Source organism: Collinsella sp. AM09-41, assembly GCF_003473245.1.
In the GTDB taxonomy this organism is placed as follows: domain Bacteria; phylum Actinomycetota; class Coriobacteriia; order Coriobacteriales; family Coriobacteriaceae; genus Collinsella.
The window spans coordinates 201,305-216,862 of sequence record NZ_QRMJ01000002.1; the positions used below are offsets into that span (position 1 = coordinate 201,305).

Consider the following 15,558-nt stretch of genomic DNA (forward strand, 5'->3'; position numbering starts at 1 on the left):
ACTTATGCCTCCTTAATGGGTGCCAGCGCCTGAGCCAGATCGGCAGACGTCAGCGGTCGCAGGGACACCTCAAAGCTGAAGCTCTCAAAACGGGTGCGGTAGGAATCGAGCACCTCGGAACCCCAAGAGTTCGAACCAAGGCCGAGCAGCTGGTCGTTGATATTGACCGTAACCGTGTCGCCCTTGACAAGGTCGTAGACGTGCTTGGCGTTATCTATAGCCTCGCAGCTATAGGGCCATGCCGAGAACGAGAACGGGTTGGAGGCGGCGTCGCTCGGACGCGTCACGACCAGACCGTCACCGTGGCTAGAGCGCAGGGCGACCCAACGGGTGCCCTCGCGGTTAGCACAATCCTGAGGCATAACGTAGGGCGTGAACATGTCGTCGACCGTAGTGCGGTAATGACCGACCGGGTTGGCGCGCAGCGAGTCCGGATAGTTCTCGCCCGGGCCGTGGCCATACCACTCGACGGCACGATCGCAACCGGGGACCTCGAAGGAGATGCCGATGCGCGGGATGATATCCGAGTAATCGCCGTAGGGCTCGCCGGAAACCTTGAGGTCGACTCGACCGCTCGGAAGCACGGTGTAGACGAGCTCGACGCGCATGCCGAACGCGCGGACGGGAGGAGCGATACGCTGGCTCACGGTAACGACGACCGCATTGCCATCCTGCTTCCAAGAAACCTTGCGGGTAGACGTCTGCATCACATCGATGAAGTTGTCCTTCCACAGTGAGTCATACTCCTGGGCATGGTTATCGACGAGCGGATGCCAAAAACCAACCTGGGGACCAGAGGCCATGACGTCGCGGCCGGATGCCTTCCACTCGCTCACGGTACCGTTGACTTTGCTGAAGGTCAGCTCGCCGTTGAGGGAGTGGATGCGTATCTCCTGCTCGGTCTCCTCAACCGTAAGCTCAGGACGAGCGGGGGCCACGATGGTCGGCGCCGGATGGTTTGCGATGGCAAACTGGCTAGCGCCCAGCTGGAACATCGGCTCGCACCAGACGTGAGCGGCCATGGTGTAGGCGCGCACGGTCAGCAGGGTCTCGCCCACTGCGGCCTCGCGAATCACCAGTGGCAGCTGGACGGACTCGCCGGGGGCAACCGCGCCGGGCATGAGCGTCTTGCGGCAGACCACGTCGCCGTCCACCAGGGTCTCGGCCGACAGGCAGACATCCTCGAGGGTGGTGAACCAACGCTTGTTGGTGACGGTCAGCTCGCCTGCCTCGGCGTCATAAGCCATGCGGACCGGGCAGATAACCTGGCCGTACTCGGTAAGGCCCGGACTCGGCTGCTGCCAGGGGAACACCATGCCATCGATGCAGAAGTTGCTGTTGTTGGGGTAATCGCCGTTGTCGCCACCATACATATCGTAGGCAACGCCGTCCTCGGTCACAGCAGCCAAACCGTGGTCGCACCATTCCCAAATGAACTGGCCCTGGATGCAATCCCAACGATCGAAGACCTCCTGGTACTCGGACAGGCCTCCGGGACCATTGCCCATGGAGTGACCGTACTCACAGTTGATGCGCGGCTTGGGGAATGGGTGCTCGCCAAAGTCGTTCATCTGCGAAACACGGGAGTACATCGTGGAGATAACGTCGACGGTATCGGCGTTGCGGTCCTCCTCATAATGGACCGGACGATCATCGAGCTCGTGAGCCTTGGCGTACATCGCGCGGATGTTGCAGCCATAGCCGCTCTCGTTGCCCATCGACCACATAATGATGCAGGCGTGGTTGCGCTCCTGCATCACCAGGCGCTCAATGCGGTCGACGTAGGCCGGCTCCCATGCCGGATCGTCGGTGACCAGGGCGATGTTGCCGATATTCTCGAAGCCGTGGCTCTCCATATCGGTCTCGGCGACCAGCATGATGCCATACTCATCACACAGCTCGTAGAAGCGCGGGTCATTGGCATAGTGAGAGGTGCGCACCGCGTTGATGTTGTGCCGCTTCATGAGCTCCAGGTCGCGGCGCATGCGATCGAGGCCCACGGCGCGGCCCTTGTGATCGTCGTGATCGTGGCGGTTGACGCCATGCATCTTAAAGTAGGTGCCGTTGAGGTAGATATGATTGCCCTCGACCGTCACCTCGGCAAGACCCTGGCGATGCGGAACGTACTCGCTGGCCTCGTCGCCATCGTAGACCTCAAACGTAAGGTCATAGAGGAAGGGGTCCTCGGGATTCCAGAAGTGGGCATCGGCAACGCTGCACTCGGCATGGCCGTCGACGCACTCACCCGTAGCCACCACGTTTCCGCCATCGCTGAGCGTATACACAACGCGGGTAGCGCCCTCGGCCACCGTATCGAGCGTGATCAGAGCGGCATCGCCCTCGCGGTGCGTGCGGAACCTAAAGTCGACCAGGTGCGCGGCGGGACGCTGCATAAGGTACACATCGCGGAAGATGCCCGAGGCCCACCACATGTCCTGATCCTCGATATAGCTGCCATCACTGTACTGCAGAGCCTTGACCGCAAACAGGTTGTCGCCCTCGACGAGCGCGTCGGTCACGTCAAACTCGGCAGACAGGCGCGAACCCTTGGTCATGCCGATAAACTGACCGTTGACGTACAGCTCACCATAGCTCTCGATGCCGTCAAAGCGAATGATCTCGCGAGCGCCGGCAGGCACGGCGGGAAGGTTGACGATGCGCTGGTAGACGCCCGTGGGGTCGTCGGAGGGAACGAACGGCTGATCCACCGGGAACGGGAAACCCTCGTCGGTGTAGGCAAGGTTGCCATAGCCATCCACCTGCCACAGGTGCGGAACCTCCACGTGATCCCACTCGGGCTCGTACGTGGAGAGCTCCTCGTTGGAAACGGCAGCAGGCCCCTCAAAGAGGCGGAACTGCCACGAGCCGGACAGCTGGACAAACCCGCGCGACAGCTCGCGGCTGTACGTAGCGGCGAGATCGGCGGTCTCGTAACCCATAAAGTACGCATGGGGTGCCAGGCGGTTCCTGTGGGTGAGCGCTTGGTTTTCCCAATCGTTAATGGCGTCCATGGTGATGCTCCTTCGTCATCGTAGTGATTCTTGTGCAACCGGTTGTCCTTATCTTACGGGCGATGCAAAAAATTGTGCAACCGGTTGTCCGCTGAACGGTCGATTTGGTCGGATTAACGGTGCAACCGGTTGTACAGCTGCGACACTTATGTCACCCTGAGTATCGAAACTCAGCGCAAAACATCGTTCTTAAGCTCGTAGGCAACCGCCACGCCCGCTGATATCTCACCCACACGAGACGTATTCGATTGCGGCTTGGTTGCAAAACGACACCTGTCACCGGATATCATGAACGCTGTTCAGGTGCACTATAGTAAGCTGTATCCGCACCAGCCCGTATCAGTGACAACATCGACCGCATTTTCCAGGAGACGCCATGACCCAACCAGTTCGCACCGCACCTACGCTTGCCGAGGTTGCCGCAGCTGCCGGCGTGTCGCGCTCCACGGCATCGCGCGCCCTCAACGATTCGCCCCGCATTAGCGAGGAAACCAAAAAGCGCGTCCGTGCGGCGGCCAAGAAAGTCAATTTTGTCCCCAATGCCCGTGGCCGAGCGCTCGCTGTCGGGCGCACGGAAATCATCGCCGTGCTCGTGACCGAGCCCCTGAGTGAACTCTTCAGCGACCCCACCTATAGCGAGTTTTTGAGCGGTATTACCGAGGAACTGTCGGAGTCGTCCTATCTGCCCGTTATCTTGCAGGCGTCTTCTACGCATGAGCGCAACCGCGCACGCGAGCACTTTGAGCGCCGCTCGTTCGACGCCGTGATCGACGTCTCCCCCTACAAGGGCAGCGAGCTGCTCGAGGTGCTGCGCGAGCTGGGCGTACCCACCGTGTTGTGCGGCCAGCTCGAGGGCCACCCCTATCGCGATGTGTTCTCGACGGTCTACTCTGACGACGAAGAGGGCGGACGCTTTGCGGCACACGCCATGAAGGAGCGCGGGCGCAAAGATATCGTCGCCGTGTTGGGACCGCAAGACAACCCCGCTGTTGTCGACCGCCTGCGCGGCTACCGCGCCGTCTTGGGCGAAGACCTCCCAGACGCAAACGTTATCTATACCGGCTGGAACAGCGGAGACGGCTATCAGGCCATGCGCCAGATCCTCGCGCGCAAGATTGCTTTCGATGGCGTGCTCTGCGGATCGGACCGTATCGCGGCTGGCGTCATCACCGCACTCAACGAGGCAGGCCTATCCGTTCCGGCGGAAGTTTCTGTCGTCGGCTTCGACGATCACGAGATTGCGACGCGCTGCGTCCCCGCACTCACGACCGTCCGCCAGCCCCTGCGCGAAGAAGGCCACATGGCCGCCAACATTGCGCTCGACATGATCAAGGGTGCCGAGCCCACCACCACCGTCATGCACATGCAGCTCGTTCAGAGAGACTCGCTGTAGGAAACTGGGCCGGGCTTTCCGCCAGACAGTTGCTGTGGAAAGCCCGGCCCGTTTTGAGCGCTCATTCTGGGGCACAGTTTCCGTTAGACAGCTCAACCGGAAACTGTGTCCCATTATTTTGCCGAATTCTGGGTCGCGCTTTCCCAGAGGACCCCCTTTGGGAAAGCGCGACCCGTTCTGGACGCAGATTCCGGGACGCACTTTCCGCGACGCCCGGTCATCCCATGCCCTCACAATCTCGGCGCATAAAAAACGAGGGAAGGCACGTGTCCTTCCCTCGTTACGGGCAATATGTAGCCGCTTGCCTACATCAAGCGCAGGCTGACGTCCTTGAGCTGGGCGCCGGAAACGGCACTCGGGGCGCCCGACATGAGGTCGGAGCCGCTGGCCGTCTTGGGGAACGCCATGACGTCGCGGATGGAGTCGGAGCCGGTGAGCAGCATGCACACGCGATCCAGGCCCAGAGCGAAACCGCCCATCGGGGGCGCACCAAACTTGAGCGCCTCCATGAGAAAGCCGAACTGAGACTCGGCACGTTCCTCGGTAAAGCCCAGGAGCTTGAGCATAGACATCTGCATCTCGGCGTTGTGGATACGCATACCGCCGCCGCCGGCCTCAAAGCCGTCCATGACAAAGTCGTAGGTGCAGGAACCGGCTGCCAGCGGGTCGGCCTCGATCTTGGCGATGTCGGTCTCGGTCGGCAGGGTAAAGGGCTGGTGCTCGGCAGCATAGGCCTTGCGATCCTCGTCCCAGTGGAACAGCGGGAAGTTGACGACCCACAGGAAGTCGTGGCCCTCGCGCTTGATCTCGAGCGCGTTAGCCATGTGGGAACGCATGCCGCCCAGGATCTCGTCGGAGAGCAGGCGCGGACCGGCGGCGAACATCACAAGGTCGCCGGGCTCGACGTTCATGCGCTCACGCAGAGCCGCCATCTCCTCGTCCGAGAAGAACTTGACGATGGGGCTGTTGATGGAGCCATCCTCGCGGAAAGCGATCCAGGCCAGGCCCTTGGCGCCAAACGTGGAGGCCACGCCAGCGAGCTTATCGATCCTGGCACGTGCCCAGGCACCGGCGCCCTTGGCGTTGATGGCCTTGACGACAGAGCCCTCCTCGTTTGCAGCAGTCGCAAAGACCTTGAACTTGGAGTTGGCAAAGATGTCGGTCAGGTCAACCAGGTGCATGCCATAGCGGGTATCAGGCTTGTCGGAGCCATAGGTGTCCATGGCCTCCCAGTAGTCCATGCGACGCAGCGGCGTGGGCATCTCGACACCCATGCGGCCGAAGGCATCGGCCAGGACCTCCTCGAGCGCGCTCATAACGTCGTTCTGGTCCACGAAGGACATCTCGATATCGACCTGGGTGAACTCGGGCTGACGGTCGGCACGCAGGTCCTCGTCGCGGAAGCACTTGGCAACCTGGTAGTAGCGCTCGACGCCACCGACCATAAGCAGCTGCTTCAGGAGCTGCGGGGACTGCGGCAGGGCGTAGAAGTTGCCCGGCTGGATGCGGCTGGGGACGATGAAGTCGCGGGCGCCCTCGGGCGTGGACTTGAACAGGGAGGGCGTCTCGACCTCCATGAACTCACGGTTGTGCAGCGCCTCGCGAATGGCAAAGGTAAAGTCGGAGCGCAGCTTGAGGTTGGCCATCATCTCGGGACGACGGAGGTCCAGATAGCGATAGCGCAGGCGGGTGTCCTCGCTGGTCTCGATGCCGTCCTCGATCTGGAACGGCGGGGTGACGGAAGTGTTGAGCACCTCGGCGTGGTCAGTCAGGACCTCGATCTCGCCGGTCGCGAGCTTGGTGTTGGTGGTCTCCTCGCCACGGGCGCGCACGACGCCATGGATCTTGATGGGCCACTCGGGACGCATAGTCTCGGCGATCTTAAAGGCGTCGCCGTCGGAGTGCTCGGGGTCGAAGGTGAGCTGCGTGATGCCCTCGCGGTCGCGAAGGTCGCAGAAGATAAGGCCGCCGTGGTCGCGGCGACGGCTCACCCAACCGGTGAGGGTGACCTCTTCGCCCACGTTCTCGCGGCGAAGCTCGCCGCAGGTACGGGTGTGCATGGAATGCTCGTCGATGGGACGGGTCTGGCTCATACCAGTGATCCTCCTTTATGGATCTGTGCCGCCCCGTGTCGTTCCGGGCGGCGTCGTACAGATTTGCCCGGCCTGCGTAAACCGCGCAGCCAGACATGGCGTTCTATCTTATCGCACCTGTGTCGATGTGCCGCGGAAAAGTAGCTCCTGCCCAAAGACTTGACGGAGACGAAACAATTGACGCACCGCGGCACCCGTCCGCGCTCGTCACGTGCGACAATATGCCCAATAAAACTGCACTCGGAAAGGCCCGCCATGACTGTACGCCTCATCGTTATGGATATCGACTCCACGCTCATCAACCAGGAGGTCATCGACCTGTTGGGCGAGGAGGCCGGCGTAGGCGAGCAAGTGACGCAGATCACTGAGCGCGCCATGCGCGGCGAGCTCGACTTTAAGCAGGCGCTCGAGGAGCGTGTGGGGCTGCTTGCCGGCTTGGACGAGAGCGTGTTCGAGCGCACCTTTGCGCGCGTGACGTTTACCCCCGGCGCGCTGGAGCTTGTACGCTCGGCGCACAGCAAGGGCTGGAAGGTCGGCGTGGTAAGCGGCGGCTTTCACGAGGTCGCCGACAAGATCGTGGCCGCCGCGGGCATCGATTTTTGCCTGGCCAACCGCCTGGAAGTCGTGGACGGCAAGCTCACGGGTAAGCTGGCGGCAGACATCGTGACCAAGGAGTCCAAGCTCATCCAGCTGCTGGACTGGGCAGTTGAGTGCGGCGTCGACATGGCCCATACGGTCGCTATTGGCGACGGGGCAAATGACATCCCCATGATCCAGGCCGCAGGCACGGGCATCGCATTTTGCGCCAAGCCCAAGACGCGCGAGGCGGCCCCGTTTGCCATCGACGAGCGCAACCTGATGCTCGCCATGGACATCATCCTGCGTGACTAGCCGATCCGTCTAACAACAGAATCAATTCCTCTATGTCTAGTTTCCGAACAATTTTGTTCTAATGTTCGGAAACTACCTTTCACGTGCTAGACTTTGCACCGTCGAAGGGAACATATATGGATAAGCGAGATCTTGAGCAATTGCTGAGCGATGTTGCCGGCGGAGCAGTCACCCCTGCCGACGCCCTCACGCGCATCCAGACGGCTCCGACCGCCGATTTGGGCTTTGCGCAGCTTGATCTTTCGCGCGGGGTGCGCCAGGGAGCCGGCGAGGTTGTCTACGGGGCCGGTAAAACCGCCGATCAGATTGCCGCCATTATCGAAGCACTGCGCGATGCCGGCCAGGAGCGCATCCTGGTCACGCGCCTGGATGCCGAAAAGGCAGCCTGCACCTCGGAGCTCCTCGGCAACGGCATCGACCTGGGATATGTCCCGGACGCCCAGCTCGCCCTGGTGGGTGGCAAGCCCTCCCCCAACGGCAACGGACGCATCGTCGTCGCCTGCGCCGGCACGAGCGACCTGCCCGTTGCCGAGGAAGCCGCGTTGACGGCCGAGTTCTACGGCAACGAGGTCGATCGCCTCTACGACGTGGGTGTCGCCGGCCTGCACCGCCTGCTCGCTCATGCTGAGGAACTTGCCCAGGCGCAGGTGGTCATCGCCATCGCCGGCATGGAAGGCGCCCTGGCGAGCGTCATCGGAGGCCTTGTGAGCTGTCCGGTCATCGCCGTCCCCACCAGCGTGGGCTATGGCGCGAACTTTGGCGGCGTAGCCGCGCTGCTCGCCATGCTCAACTCCTGCGCCAGCGGCGTTTCGGTCGTCAATATCGATAACGGCTTTGGTGCCGCCTATCAGGCAAGTCTTATCAATCATCTGAGCGCCGGCACGTCCTGCGCCCGTTAAGGAGCATTTCATGTCCAACCATCAGCACACGCTTATCATCGACGGCACCTCGGGCATCAGCGGCGATATGACCGTCGCGGCCCTGCTCGACCTGGGCGCCAGCGAGGAGCACCTGCGCGAACAGCTCGCCACGCTGCCGGTCGACGGCTTTTCGATCGCCGTGACGCGCGTAAACAAGCATGGCATCGACGCCTGCGATTTCGACGTCCAGCTTGCAGAGGAGCTCGAGAATCACGATCACGATATGGCCTGGCTCTACGGCAACGAAGCAGCTGCCGAGCACACGCACGAGCATGAGCACCACCATCATGATCATGGCGAGCACGAACACGAGCACTGCCACGAGCATGACCACGACCACGAGCATGACCACGACCACGACCACGAGGGTCACCATCACGCCCACCACCATCACCACCGTTCTTTGGCTGACGTCACCGCCATCATCGATGGCTCGCAGTTAAGCGATGGCGCCAAGCGTCGCGCCCTCGCCATTTTTTCCGTACTCGCCGCTGCCGAGGCCAAGGCTCACGGCAAAACGCCCGAGACCGTCATGTTCCACGAGGTGGGCGCCGTCGATTCCATCGTCGACGTCTGCTCTGTCGCCATCTGCCTCGATGACCTTGGTATTGAGGACATCGTGGTCGAGTCGCTCTCCGAGGGTCACGGTACCATCCGCTGTGCCCACGGTCTCATGCCCATTCCCGTCCCCGCTGTCGTCAACCTGTGCCAGGCGGGCAATATCGTCCTCACGCCCGCACCGGTCGCCGGCGAGCTTGTGACGCCCACGGGCGCCGCCATCGTCGCCGCACTGCGCACGTCCGAGCACCTGCCGGCCCGCTACCGCATCGAGGCCGTCGGCTACGGCGCCGGTAAGCGCCCCTACGAGGGCTGCTCCGGCACGCTCCGCTGTCTGCTCGTTCACGCGGACGCATAGCCATGGATGCCCGCAAGGCAAAAAGCCGCGCTGCCATCGTTGCGGCGTTCTCCGAGCTGCTGCGCGAAGAGGACTACGGCAAGATCACCGTCGGCGACATTATCGCTCGCGCCCATGTGGGTCGGGCCACGTTCTACGGCCTCTTCAAAAGCAAAGATGATCTGCTCGCTGAGCTCGTGAGCGACATCTGCACCCACGCCCTCGACGATGACGGTACGCCCCTCGATGACCCACTCGTTCAGGTCGAGCATATCCTCAACAACCTCTGGGAGCGCCGTCAGGGTGTACGGGCACTGGTAGCCGGCGCCGGCTCACGCGTCTTCGCCGACTGCTTACGCAAAACCATCATGTCACGAGCAGCCGAAACCGTCCCCACCGACCCAAACGGCCCCGCCGCCACCATGGACCGAAGCTTCCTACTACACCACATAGCCTCAAGCTTCGTAGGAATGGTCCAATGGTGGGCCTGGCACAACTTCCAAGCCCCAAAAGAGGACGTAGCCAAAGACTACCTATCAGCCATTAAGCCCCTCTTCAACTAAGTAAGAAGCTCATCCCAAAGCATCACCCCAACCCAGGGCGCCACGCATCCCAAAGTGTCAACAACAGCCCAGCGCCCCTATCAGCAACAAGCCCCTCCCATCCAAATTCAGATTTATATGTTGGGTTGCTTGTTCCAACGCGACTAAAATCCCGCAGCTGGCCGCATGGGGTAACTTCCCAGCGCATTCCGCAGGACGCAAAAAGGCTCGCCGCACGAAGTGCGCAGCGAGCCTTTTTGCATGTCCGAGGACGCGCTGGGAAGTTACCCCATGCGGCCAGCGGACAACTATGTAGCCTTGGACTAGAACATGCCCAAGAAACCATGCACAAACAACGCAGCCACGATGGCACCGACAAACGGCGCGATGCCAGGAACAAGCAGGCCGTACTTCCAGTTGTTATCGGCCTTGTTCTTGATCGGCAGCACCTGATAGGCCATGCGAGGACCAAGGTCACGAGCCTGGTTCATGGCGAAGCCGGTGATGCCGCCCATGCCCATGCCAACAGCCCAAACGATCAGGCCGACGCAGATTGCGAGCATCAGAACGTTCTCGCCGGCGCGGCTAGCGGCAGCAAGGATGGCGCTGATGAACACGAAGGTGCAGATAGCCTCGCAGAAGAAGTTACGAGCATAGTTCGTGCCCTCGGTGGTGGGGTTGGTCGAGAAGATGTTGCGCTGGGCAATGGGGTCGACGACGCCCTCGGAAGCCTTGAACTCATCGGCATACATAAACCAGGCGATTACGGCACCCACAAAGCCGCCGAGCATATCGGCAATCATGAAGGGGATGCAGCTGCCCCACGGCACCAAGCCGACGATGCACTGGGCAAGCACCATGGCGGGGTTCATGCACACGGCGCCGCCAAAGACAAACAGGCAGACCGAGATGCCAAAAGACCAGGTGGTGATGGCAAACATATGGCCGGAGCCCTGATACTTGGTGCCCTTGAGCACGGTATCGCAGTGCACGCCCACGCCAAAGACGATCATGAGGGCCGTCGCGCCGAATTCGCAGAGGAGTTTGGTAAGCATAAAACCTTATCTTTCTTGTCGGTTATAAACGATTCGTTTAGGCCGCGCACTAGTGCTGCGCAACAACAACGCCCAGGCCATCGGGAATGACGGCAACCTTGGCATCGGCACCCTTCATCTCAAAGGCGAGCTTGAGCGCCTCCTCGATGGTGTTGACCGGCGTCATGTGCATATCCTTGAGCATCTGGTGATCGCACAGATCGGTGACCATGATCACAGGGTGATGCGCCAGGATGCGGGCAAAGATCTGGCTCGTCCACTGGTCGGGCAGGGTCTCGTCCTTAGGACGGTCGATGCAGGCGCGCTCAAACTCCGCCGGATCGTTGTCGGCGATGTTGTGATAGAAGCCCTCGCCACCGTGGCCGTCGGCACAACCGGCGACGTCGATGATCACGCCGCCCTCAGGAAGCGTGGCCTCGGCAGCGCACATGCCCTTCACAGCCTGATAGATGTTCTGATCGAGGGGGTAGCCACCGTTGGTGGTGATGGCAATCTCGCACTCGACGGGCTCAACGCCGGCAAGGCTCTTCACGAACTCGCAGCCGGCCTCGTGCGCCTTGTGGATATCGCCGGCAAAGGAGCCGATGACCTCGTGCTTGCCGTTAAGCACCACGTTAAGCACAAAGGCAAGGTGAGCCATCTCGGCGGCGGCGAACATGTCCTCGCTCACGTGGTTGTGGCACAGGTTGCCGGCACGCGAGTGGGAATCGTTCACAAACTGACCGTTGTGGTTGTACATGATGGTCTTGTAGCTGGCGATGCCAGGCAGGACGGACTTGCGGCTACCAGAGAAACCGGCAAAGAAGTGCGGCTCAATAAAGCCCTCGGCAAGCAGCAGATCGCAATCGGCGGCAATCTTGTTGATGATGCACTCGCCACCAGAAGGCAGGGTGCCGATCTTTTTCATCATGCTGTCGTCAGTCGCGACGTGCATAACGATTTCTTCGTTAGCGACGATCTCCTCGCCGTACTTGTTAACGAGTTCCTCGTGCGTCGAGGGGCGATGCATGCCGGTCGCGACCAGGATGCGCACACGTGCCTCGGGAGCGGCAGCGTGGATGTGATGCAGCAGAATAGGCATCGTCACACGCGAGGGAACGGGACGCGTATGATCGGAGCTAATGATCACGATATCCTTCTTGCCAGCACAAAGCTCCTCGAGCGAAGGCGAGCCATAAGGGTTGGCAAGCGACTCCTCTACCAGCTCTTCCTGAGATTTTGTAGTCTTAAACTCGTTTTGATGACCTTCCATCACACCCGCGAAGTTCTTATCCTCGAGTTCCAGATGCAACGTCTTGTGGTCAAACGGCAGTTCACATTCAAACAATGACGAGCGCCCTCTTCCTTTCAACTGACACACTAGATAAACCGTTGGAAGGATACGCCGCTCACCGAAAAACACCACCGTCCACCGACTCATTAACACAACGTTCATATTTGACCCACAACAAAACGGCCACGATCCCAAACGGAACCGCGGCCGCTACAGTCGTAAGTCGAGAAGCGCGCCATTATTCCCCCAGCCAGTAATCCACCGAAGACCGGACATCGTAGGGCCCGCCATCAGCTTACTTTTAGGCACACTCCGCAGGACGCAAGAAGCCCTCGCCGCACGAAGTGCGCAGCGAGGGCTTCTTGCATGTCCGAGGACGTGCCTAAAAGTAAGCTGATGGCGGGCCCGGACGACTACAGGGCTATCGATTACCCCGTGTTTTGCAATCCTGCCGAGACGCCGGTCACAGTCGAAAGAATCAGGCTCATGTACTCGGCCTTCTTCTCCTCCGCCATCTCATCCTGGCTCATACGCACCTCGCGAAGGGCGCGGACCTGGGCGATGGACAGGGCGTCGACATAGGGGTTACGCACGCGGACGGCGCAGCCGAGCACGCGACGACGCTGCAGCGGCCACTCGTCACCGACGATGGCAAGGACCCACTTACGCGTGAGCTGCATCTCGGTGAAGACCTTCTTGGACAGATCCTGACGATCGCCTAGGTGCAGATACATCTTAGCGATGCGCTGGTCGGTCTTGGCGATCGACATCTCGATGTTGTCGATAAAGGTGCGGAAGAACGGCCACTCCTGGTAGGCAGCCTTGAGCTGGTCAAGGTCGCCAAACTGCTCGCAGGCGGTGCCCAGGCCGTACCAAGCGGCCAGGTTAATGCGCGCCTGGCTCCAGCTGAAGATCCACGGAATGGTACGCAGGTCGTCGAGCGACTTGGCACCCAGACCGCGCTTGGCCGGGCGCGAGCCAATCGGCAGCAGACCGACCTCGGTCAGCGGCGTCACGGTCGAGAACCACGGTGTAAAGTCCTCAGTGTTCAGCAGGTCCAGATAGCGCTCATGGCTTACTGCGTTGAGCTTCTCGGCCATATCCCAGAACTTCTGCGTGGTCTCGGTGTTGGTCTTCTCGACGCTCGGAGCCGACTGCAAAAGCGTTGCGGCGGCAACGGACTCAACATGGCGCTGAGCCAGCGTGCGGTTGCCGTAGCGGGCAAAGATGACCTCGCCCTGCTCGGTGAGCTTAAAGAAGCAGTTGACCGAACCCTTGGGCTGCGCCAGCACGGCCTTGTTGGCCGGACCGCCGCCACGGCCCACGGCACCGCCGCGACCGTGCATGAGCACCAGATCGATATCGTTTTTCTCGGCCCACTTGGCAATGCGCTCCTGCGCGGAGTGCAGCGCGAGCATGGCCGTGGTAGGACCGGCATCCTTGGAGGAGTCGGAATAGCCCAGCATGACCTCCATGCGGCGGTTGGTCTGGGCAAGGCGCTTTTGCACCACGGGCAGCGTAAGCATCTGGTCGAGCACGTCGACGCAGCCCTCGAGGTCCTCGAGCTGCTCGAACAGCGGGATCACGTCGAGCTCGGGCACGTCCTCCTCGTGCGCAAAGGACAGGTGGGCAAGCTCAAAGACGTCGGCCACATGCTGAGCGCTCTTGGTGAACGAGATGATGTAGCGGTGCGCCATCTTCTTGCCGTAGCGCTTTTGGATGGAGCCGATAGCGCGGAAGGTGTCGATGACCTCGCGCGTCATGGGCTGCAAATCACCATGGATACCGTTCTCGTGAATATCCTTGAGGGCGCGGGCGTGCACCACGGAGTGCTGACGGAACTCCATCTCGACCATATGGAAGCCGAAGGACTCGACCTGCCAGATGATGGTCTGGACCGGGCCGTAGGCAGCACGGACGGCACCGCAGGCGGCCAGGGAGCGCTGAACGACGCGCAGGTCATCCAAGAACTCGTCTGCGCTGTGGTACATGGTGTCGGTGATGCGACGCACGGTGGCGTTCAGACGGTCGGCCATGACGAGCATGACGGCGCGATGCGGCTCGTGCTCGGAGATCAGCTCGGCGCGTGCGGTGTACTGGGTGCTCATCTCGACCTGATGGTTCCACAGGTTGATGAGCTCGGCAGACGGCTTGCTGTAGGTGGCCTCGAGCGTGAGGTTGCGGCCGATGCGGCGGCACTTGTCCTCGAGCTTGAGCACCATGTGGGTGAAGTACTTGGCGGCGACCTCACGGCTCACCTTGGCGGTGACGTTGGGGTTACCGTCGCGGTCGGAACCGATCCAGCTGCCGGGATGGAAGAACGCCGGGCACAGCGGCGGCACGGTACCCGCCTTGTCGCCCAGCACCCAGTCGTCAAAACGACGATAGATAACGGGGATGACGTCGAACAGCGTGTTATCGAAGATGTCGATGATGGTATCGGCTTCCTCGACCGGCGTGGGCTTCTTGAGCGCGATGGGGCTCGTACGCACCAGGGCGTCGATTTCCTGCAGCATATGGCGCTCGTTCTCCACTAGGTCGGAGCCGCCCAGGCGCGGACGCTCCTCCAGCAGGTTGGAAATACGGCGAATCTTGCCCTCGACGGCCTTACGACGGGCCTCGGTGGGATGTGCGGTAAAGACAGGGTGGAACTCCAGCTTGTCGAGCAGCTCGTTGGCGCCCTCGACACCCATCTCGTTTACCAACTGGTGATAGGCGACGGTGAGCTCGTTGGCGGGATCGACCTCGGTATCGGTCGATGCGCCGGCCTCACGCTCGCGCAGCTGCGCCACACGGTAGTTCTCCTCAGACAGGTTTGCCAGGTGGAAGAAGCTCGTAAAGGCGCGGACGATAACCTGCTGCTTATCGAGCGGCAGACTATCGATCAGATCGACGACTTCACGAAATGCCACGGCGGTGGGCTCGTCGGCGGTGGGCACGCCCTGCTCGTCGACGGCCTCGTCAGCGGCACGGCTACCGGGGTTGCCGGCATTGGCCACAATCTCGGCTGTCAAAATCTTGTCGAACAGGTCCGCGATCTCGGGATCATACTCGCTAAGCACACGGCGCTCCAGGCGCAAGAACAGCGCCAGATTGTCGCGCAGCTCCTCGGGGATCTCGATCTCGGCGAGACGCTCCTTGGACTCGGCATTCGAGCCGATTCGGTTAACGAGGCGGTTGACCACGGCAGCGACGCGCGCCGCGGCTTCGGGTACAGACTGGTTGCTTAGGTTCTCAGCCACGTTTCCTCCCATTCCTCCTTCTATGCACGTAACATGCGGTATCCATTATAGGCACTCGGCAAAAACTTTCGGAGCTGATTGCGCTTTACCACACAAAAGTATTTTCTGCATTGCAAGGGTTTTTGCCCCAAATGGTCGTATTTCTCGGTGGACGGCATACGCAAACGGGGGCATTCCGCATAAAAGCGAAACACCCCCGTAACAATCGCTCTCCATGAGCAGGGCACGTTAGCAGCCCCGCAG

At 61.1% G+C, this 15,558-nt stretch carries 10 protein-coding genes; 5 read left to right on the forward strand and 5 right to left on the reverse strand.

Translation table 11 applies throughout. From position 1 onward, the window contains the following. Nucleotides 1-2 precede the first annotated feature (2 nt). Complete coding sequence (locus DW112_RS03905; protein ID WP_117797114.1) at nucleotides 3-3,011, reverse strand: glycoside hydrolase family 2 TIM barrel-domain containing protein; 3,009 nt, start codon at nucleotides 3,009-3,011, stop codon at nucleotides 3-5. A gap of 376 nt (nucleotides 3,012-3,387) precedes the next feature. On the opposite strand from DW112_RS03905, the gene DW112_RS03910 reads away from it, so the two are divergent. Continuing rightward, entirely contained in the window at nucleotides 3,388-4,404 is a 1,017-nt protein-coding gene (locus tag DW112_RS03910) for a LacI family DNA-binding transcriptional regulator (protein ID WP_117817674.1), read from the forward strand. A gap of 305 nt (nucleotides 4,405-4,709) precedes the next feature. Here the strand turns inward: DW112_RS03910 and aspS are convergent, their stop codons facing one another. Continuing rightward, a complete protein-coding gene (gene aspS / locus DW112_RS03915; RefSeq protein WP_118328371.1) occupies nucleotides 4,710-6,497 on the reverse strand; it encodes an aspartate--tRNA ligase in 1,788 nt (595 codons plus the stop codon). Nucleotides 6,498-6,752: 255 nt separating this feature from the next. Here aspS and serB point away from each other — a divergent pair, with 255 nt between their 5' ends. The 4 genes from serB (at nucleotide 6,753) to DW112_RS03935 (ending at nucleotide 9,766) form a co-directional block, all read left to right on the forward strand. Then, on the forward strand, nucleotides 6,753-7,388 hold the full coding sequence (gene serB / locus DW112_RS03920) for a phosphoserine phosphatase SerB (RefSeq protein WP_118328372.1): 636 nt from the start codon (nucleotides 6,753-6,755) through the stop codon (nucleotides 7,386-7,388). A 116-nt stretch (nucleotides 7,389-7,504) separates the two neighbouring features. Next, complete coding sequence (larB, locus tag DW112_RS03925; RefSeq protein ID WP_118328373.1) at nucleotides 7,505-8,287, forward strand: nickel pincer cofactor biosynthesis protein LarB; 783 nt, start codon at nucleotides 7,505-7,507, stop codon at nucleotides 8,285-8,287. Between the two features lie 10 nt (nucleotides 8,288-8,297). Beyond that, nucleotides 8,298-9,224: a LarC family nickel insertion protein gene (locus DW112_RS03930; protein ID WP_118328374.1), complete on the forward strand. Its 927-nt coding sequence runs from the start codon at nucleotides 8,298-8,300 to the stop codon at nucleotides 9,222-9,224. A gap of 2 nt (nucleotides 9,225-9,226) precedes the next feature. Then, nucleotides 9,227-9,766: a TetR/AcrR family transcriptional regulator gene (locus DW112_RS03935; RefSeq protein ID WP_118328375.1), complete on the forward strand. Its 540-nt coding sequence runs from the start codon at nucleotides 9,227-9,229 to the stop codon at nucleotides 9,764-9,766. A gap of 302 nt (nucleotides 9,767-10,068) precedes the next feature. On the opposite strand, the gene larD is transcribed toward DW112_RS03935, so the two are convergent. The 3 genes from larD to DW112_RS03950 form a co-directional block, all read right to left on the reverse strand. Further along, nucleotides 10,069-10,800, reverse strand: a complete 732-nt coding sequence (gene larD, locus DW112_RS03940; protein WP_117799985.1) for a D/L-lactic acid transporter LarD — start codon at nucleotides 10,798-10,800, stop codon at nucleotides 10,069-10,071. Nucleotides 10,801-10,849: 49 nt separating this feature from the next. After that, nucleotides 10,850-12,127: a nickel-dependent lactate racemase gene (gene larA, locus DW112_RS03945; protein ID WP_117778829.1), complete on the reverse strand. Its 1,278-nt coding sequence runs from the start codon at nucleotides 12,125-12,127 to the stop codon at nucleotides 10,850-10,852. A 374-nt stretch (nucleotides 12,128-12,501) separates the two neighbouring features. Further along, nucleotides 12,502-15,315 (reverse strand): phosphoenolpyruvate carboxylase, encoded by a 2,814-nt coding sequence (locus DW112_RS03950; protein WP_369834925.1) that lies wholly within the window; start codon nucleotides 15,313-15,315, stop codon nucleotides 12,502-12,504. Nucleotides 15,316-15,558: the final 243 nt, after the last annotated feature.

Coding starts and splice junctions, on each gene's coding strand:
- DW112_RS03905 (WP_117797114.1), bottom strand. CDS start 3,011: ATGGACGCCATTAACGATTGGGAAAACCAAGCGCTCACCCACAGGAAC.
- DW112_RS03910 (WP_117817674.1), top strand. CDS start 3,388: ATGACCCAACCAGTTCGCACCGCACCTACGCTTGCCGAGGTTGCCGCA.
- aspS (WP_118328371.1), bottom strand. CDS start 6,497: ATGAGCCAGACCCGTCCCATCGACGAGCATTCCATGCACACCCGTACC.
- serB (WP_118328372.1), top strand. CDS start 6,753: ATGACTGTACGCCTCATCGTTATGGATATCGACTCCACGCTCATCAAC.
- larB (WP_118328373.1), top strand. CDS start 7,505: ATGGATAAGCGAGATCTTGAGCAATTGCTGAGCGATGTTGCCGGCGGA.
- DW112_RS03930 (WP_118328374.1), top strand. CDS start 8,298: ATGTCCAACCATCAGCACACGCTTATCATCGACGGCACCTCGGGCATC.
- DW112_RS03935 (WP_118328375.1), top strand. CDS start 9,227: ATGGATGCCCGCAAGGCAAAAAGCCGCGCTGCCATCGTTGCGGCGTTC.
- larD (WP_117799985.1), bottom strand. CDS start 10,800: ATGCTTACCAAACTCCTCTGCGAATTCGGCGCGACGGCCCTCATGATC.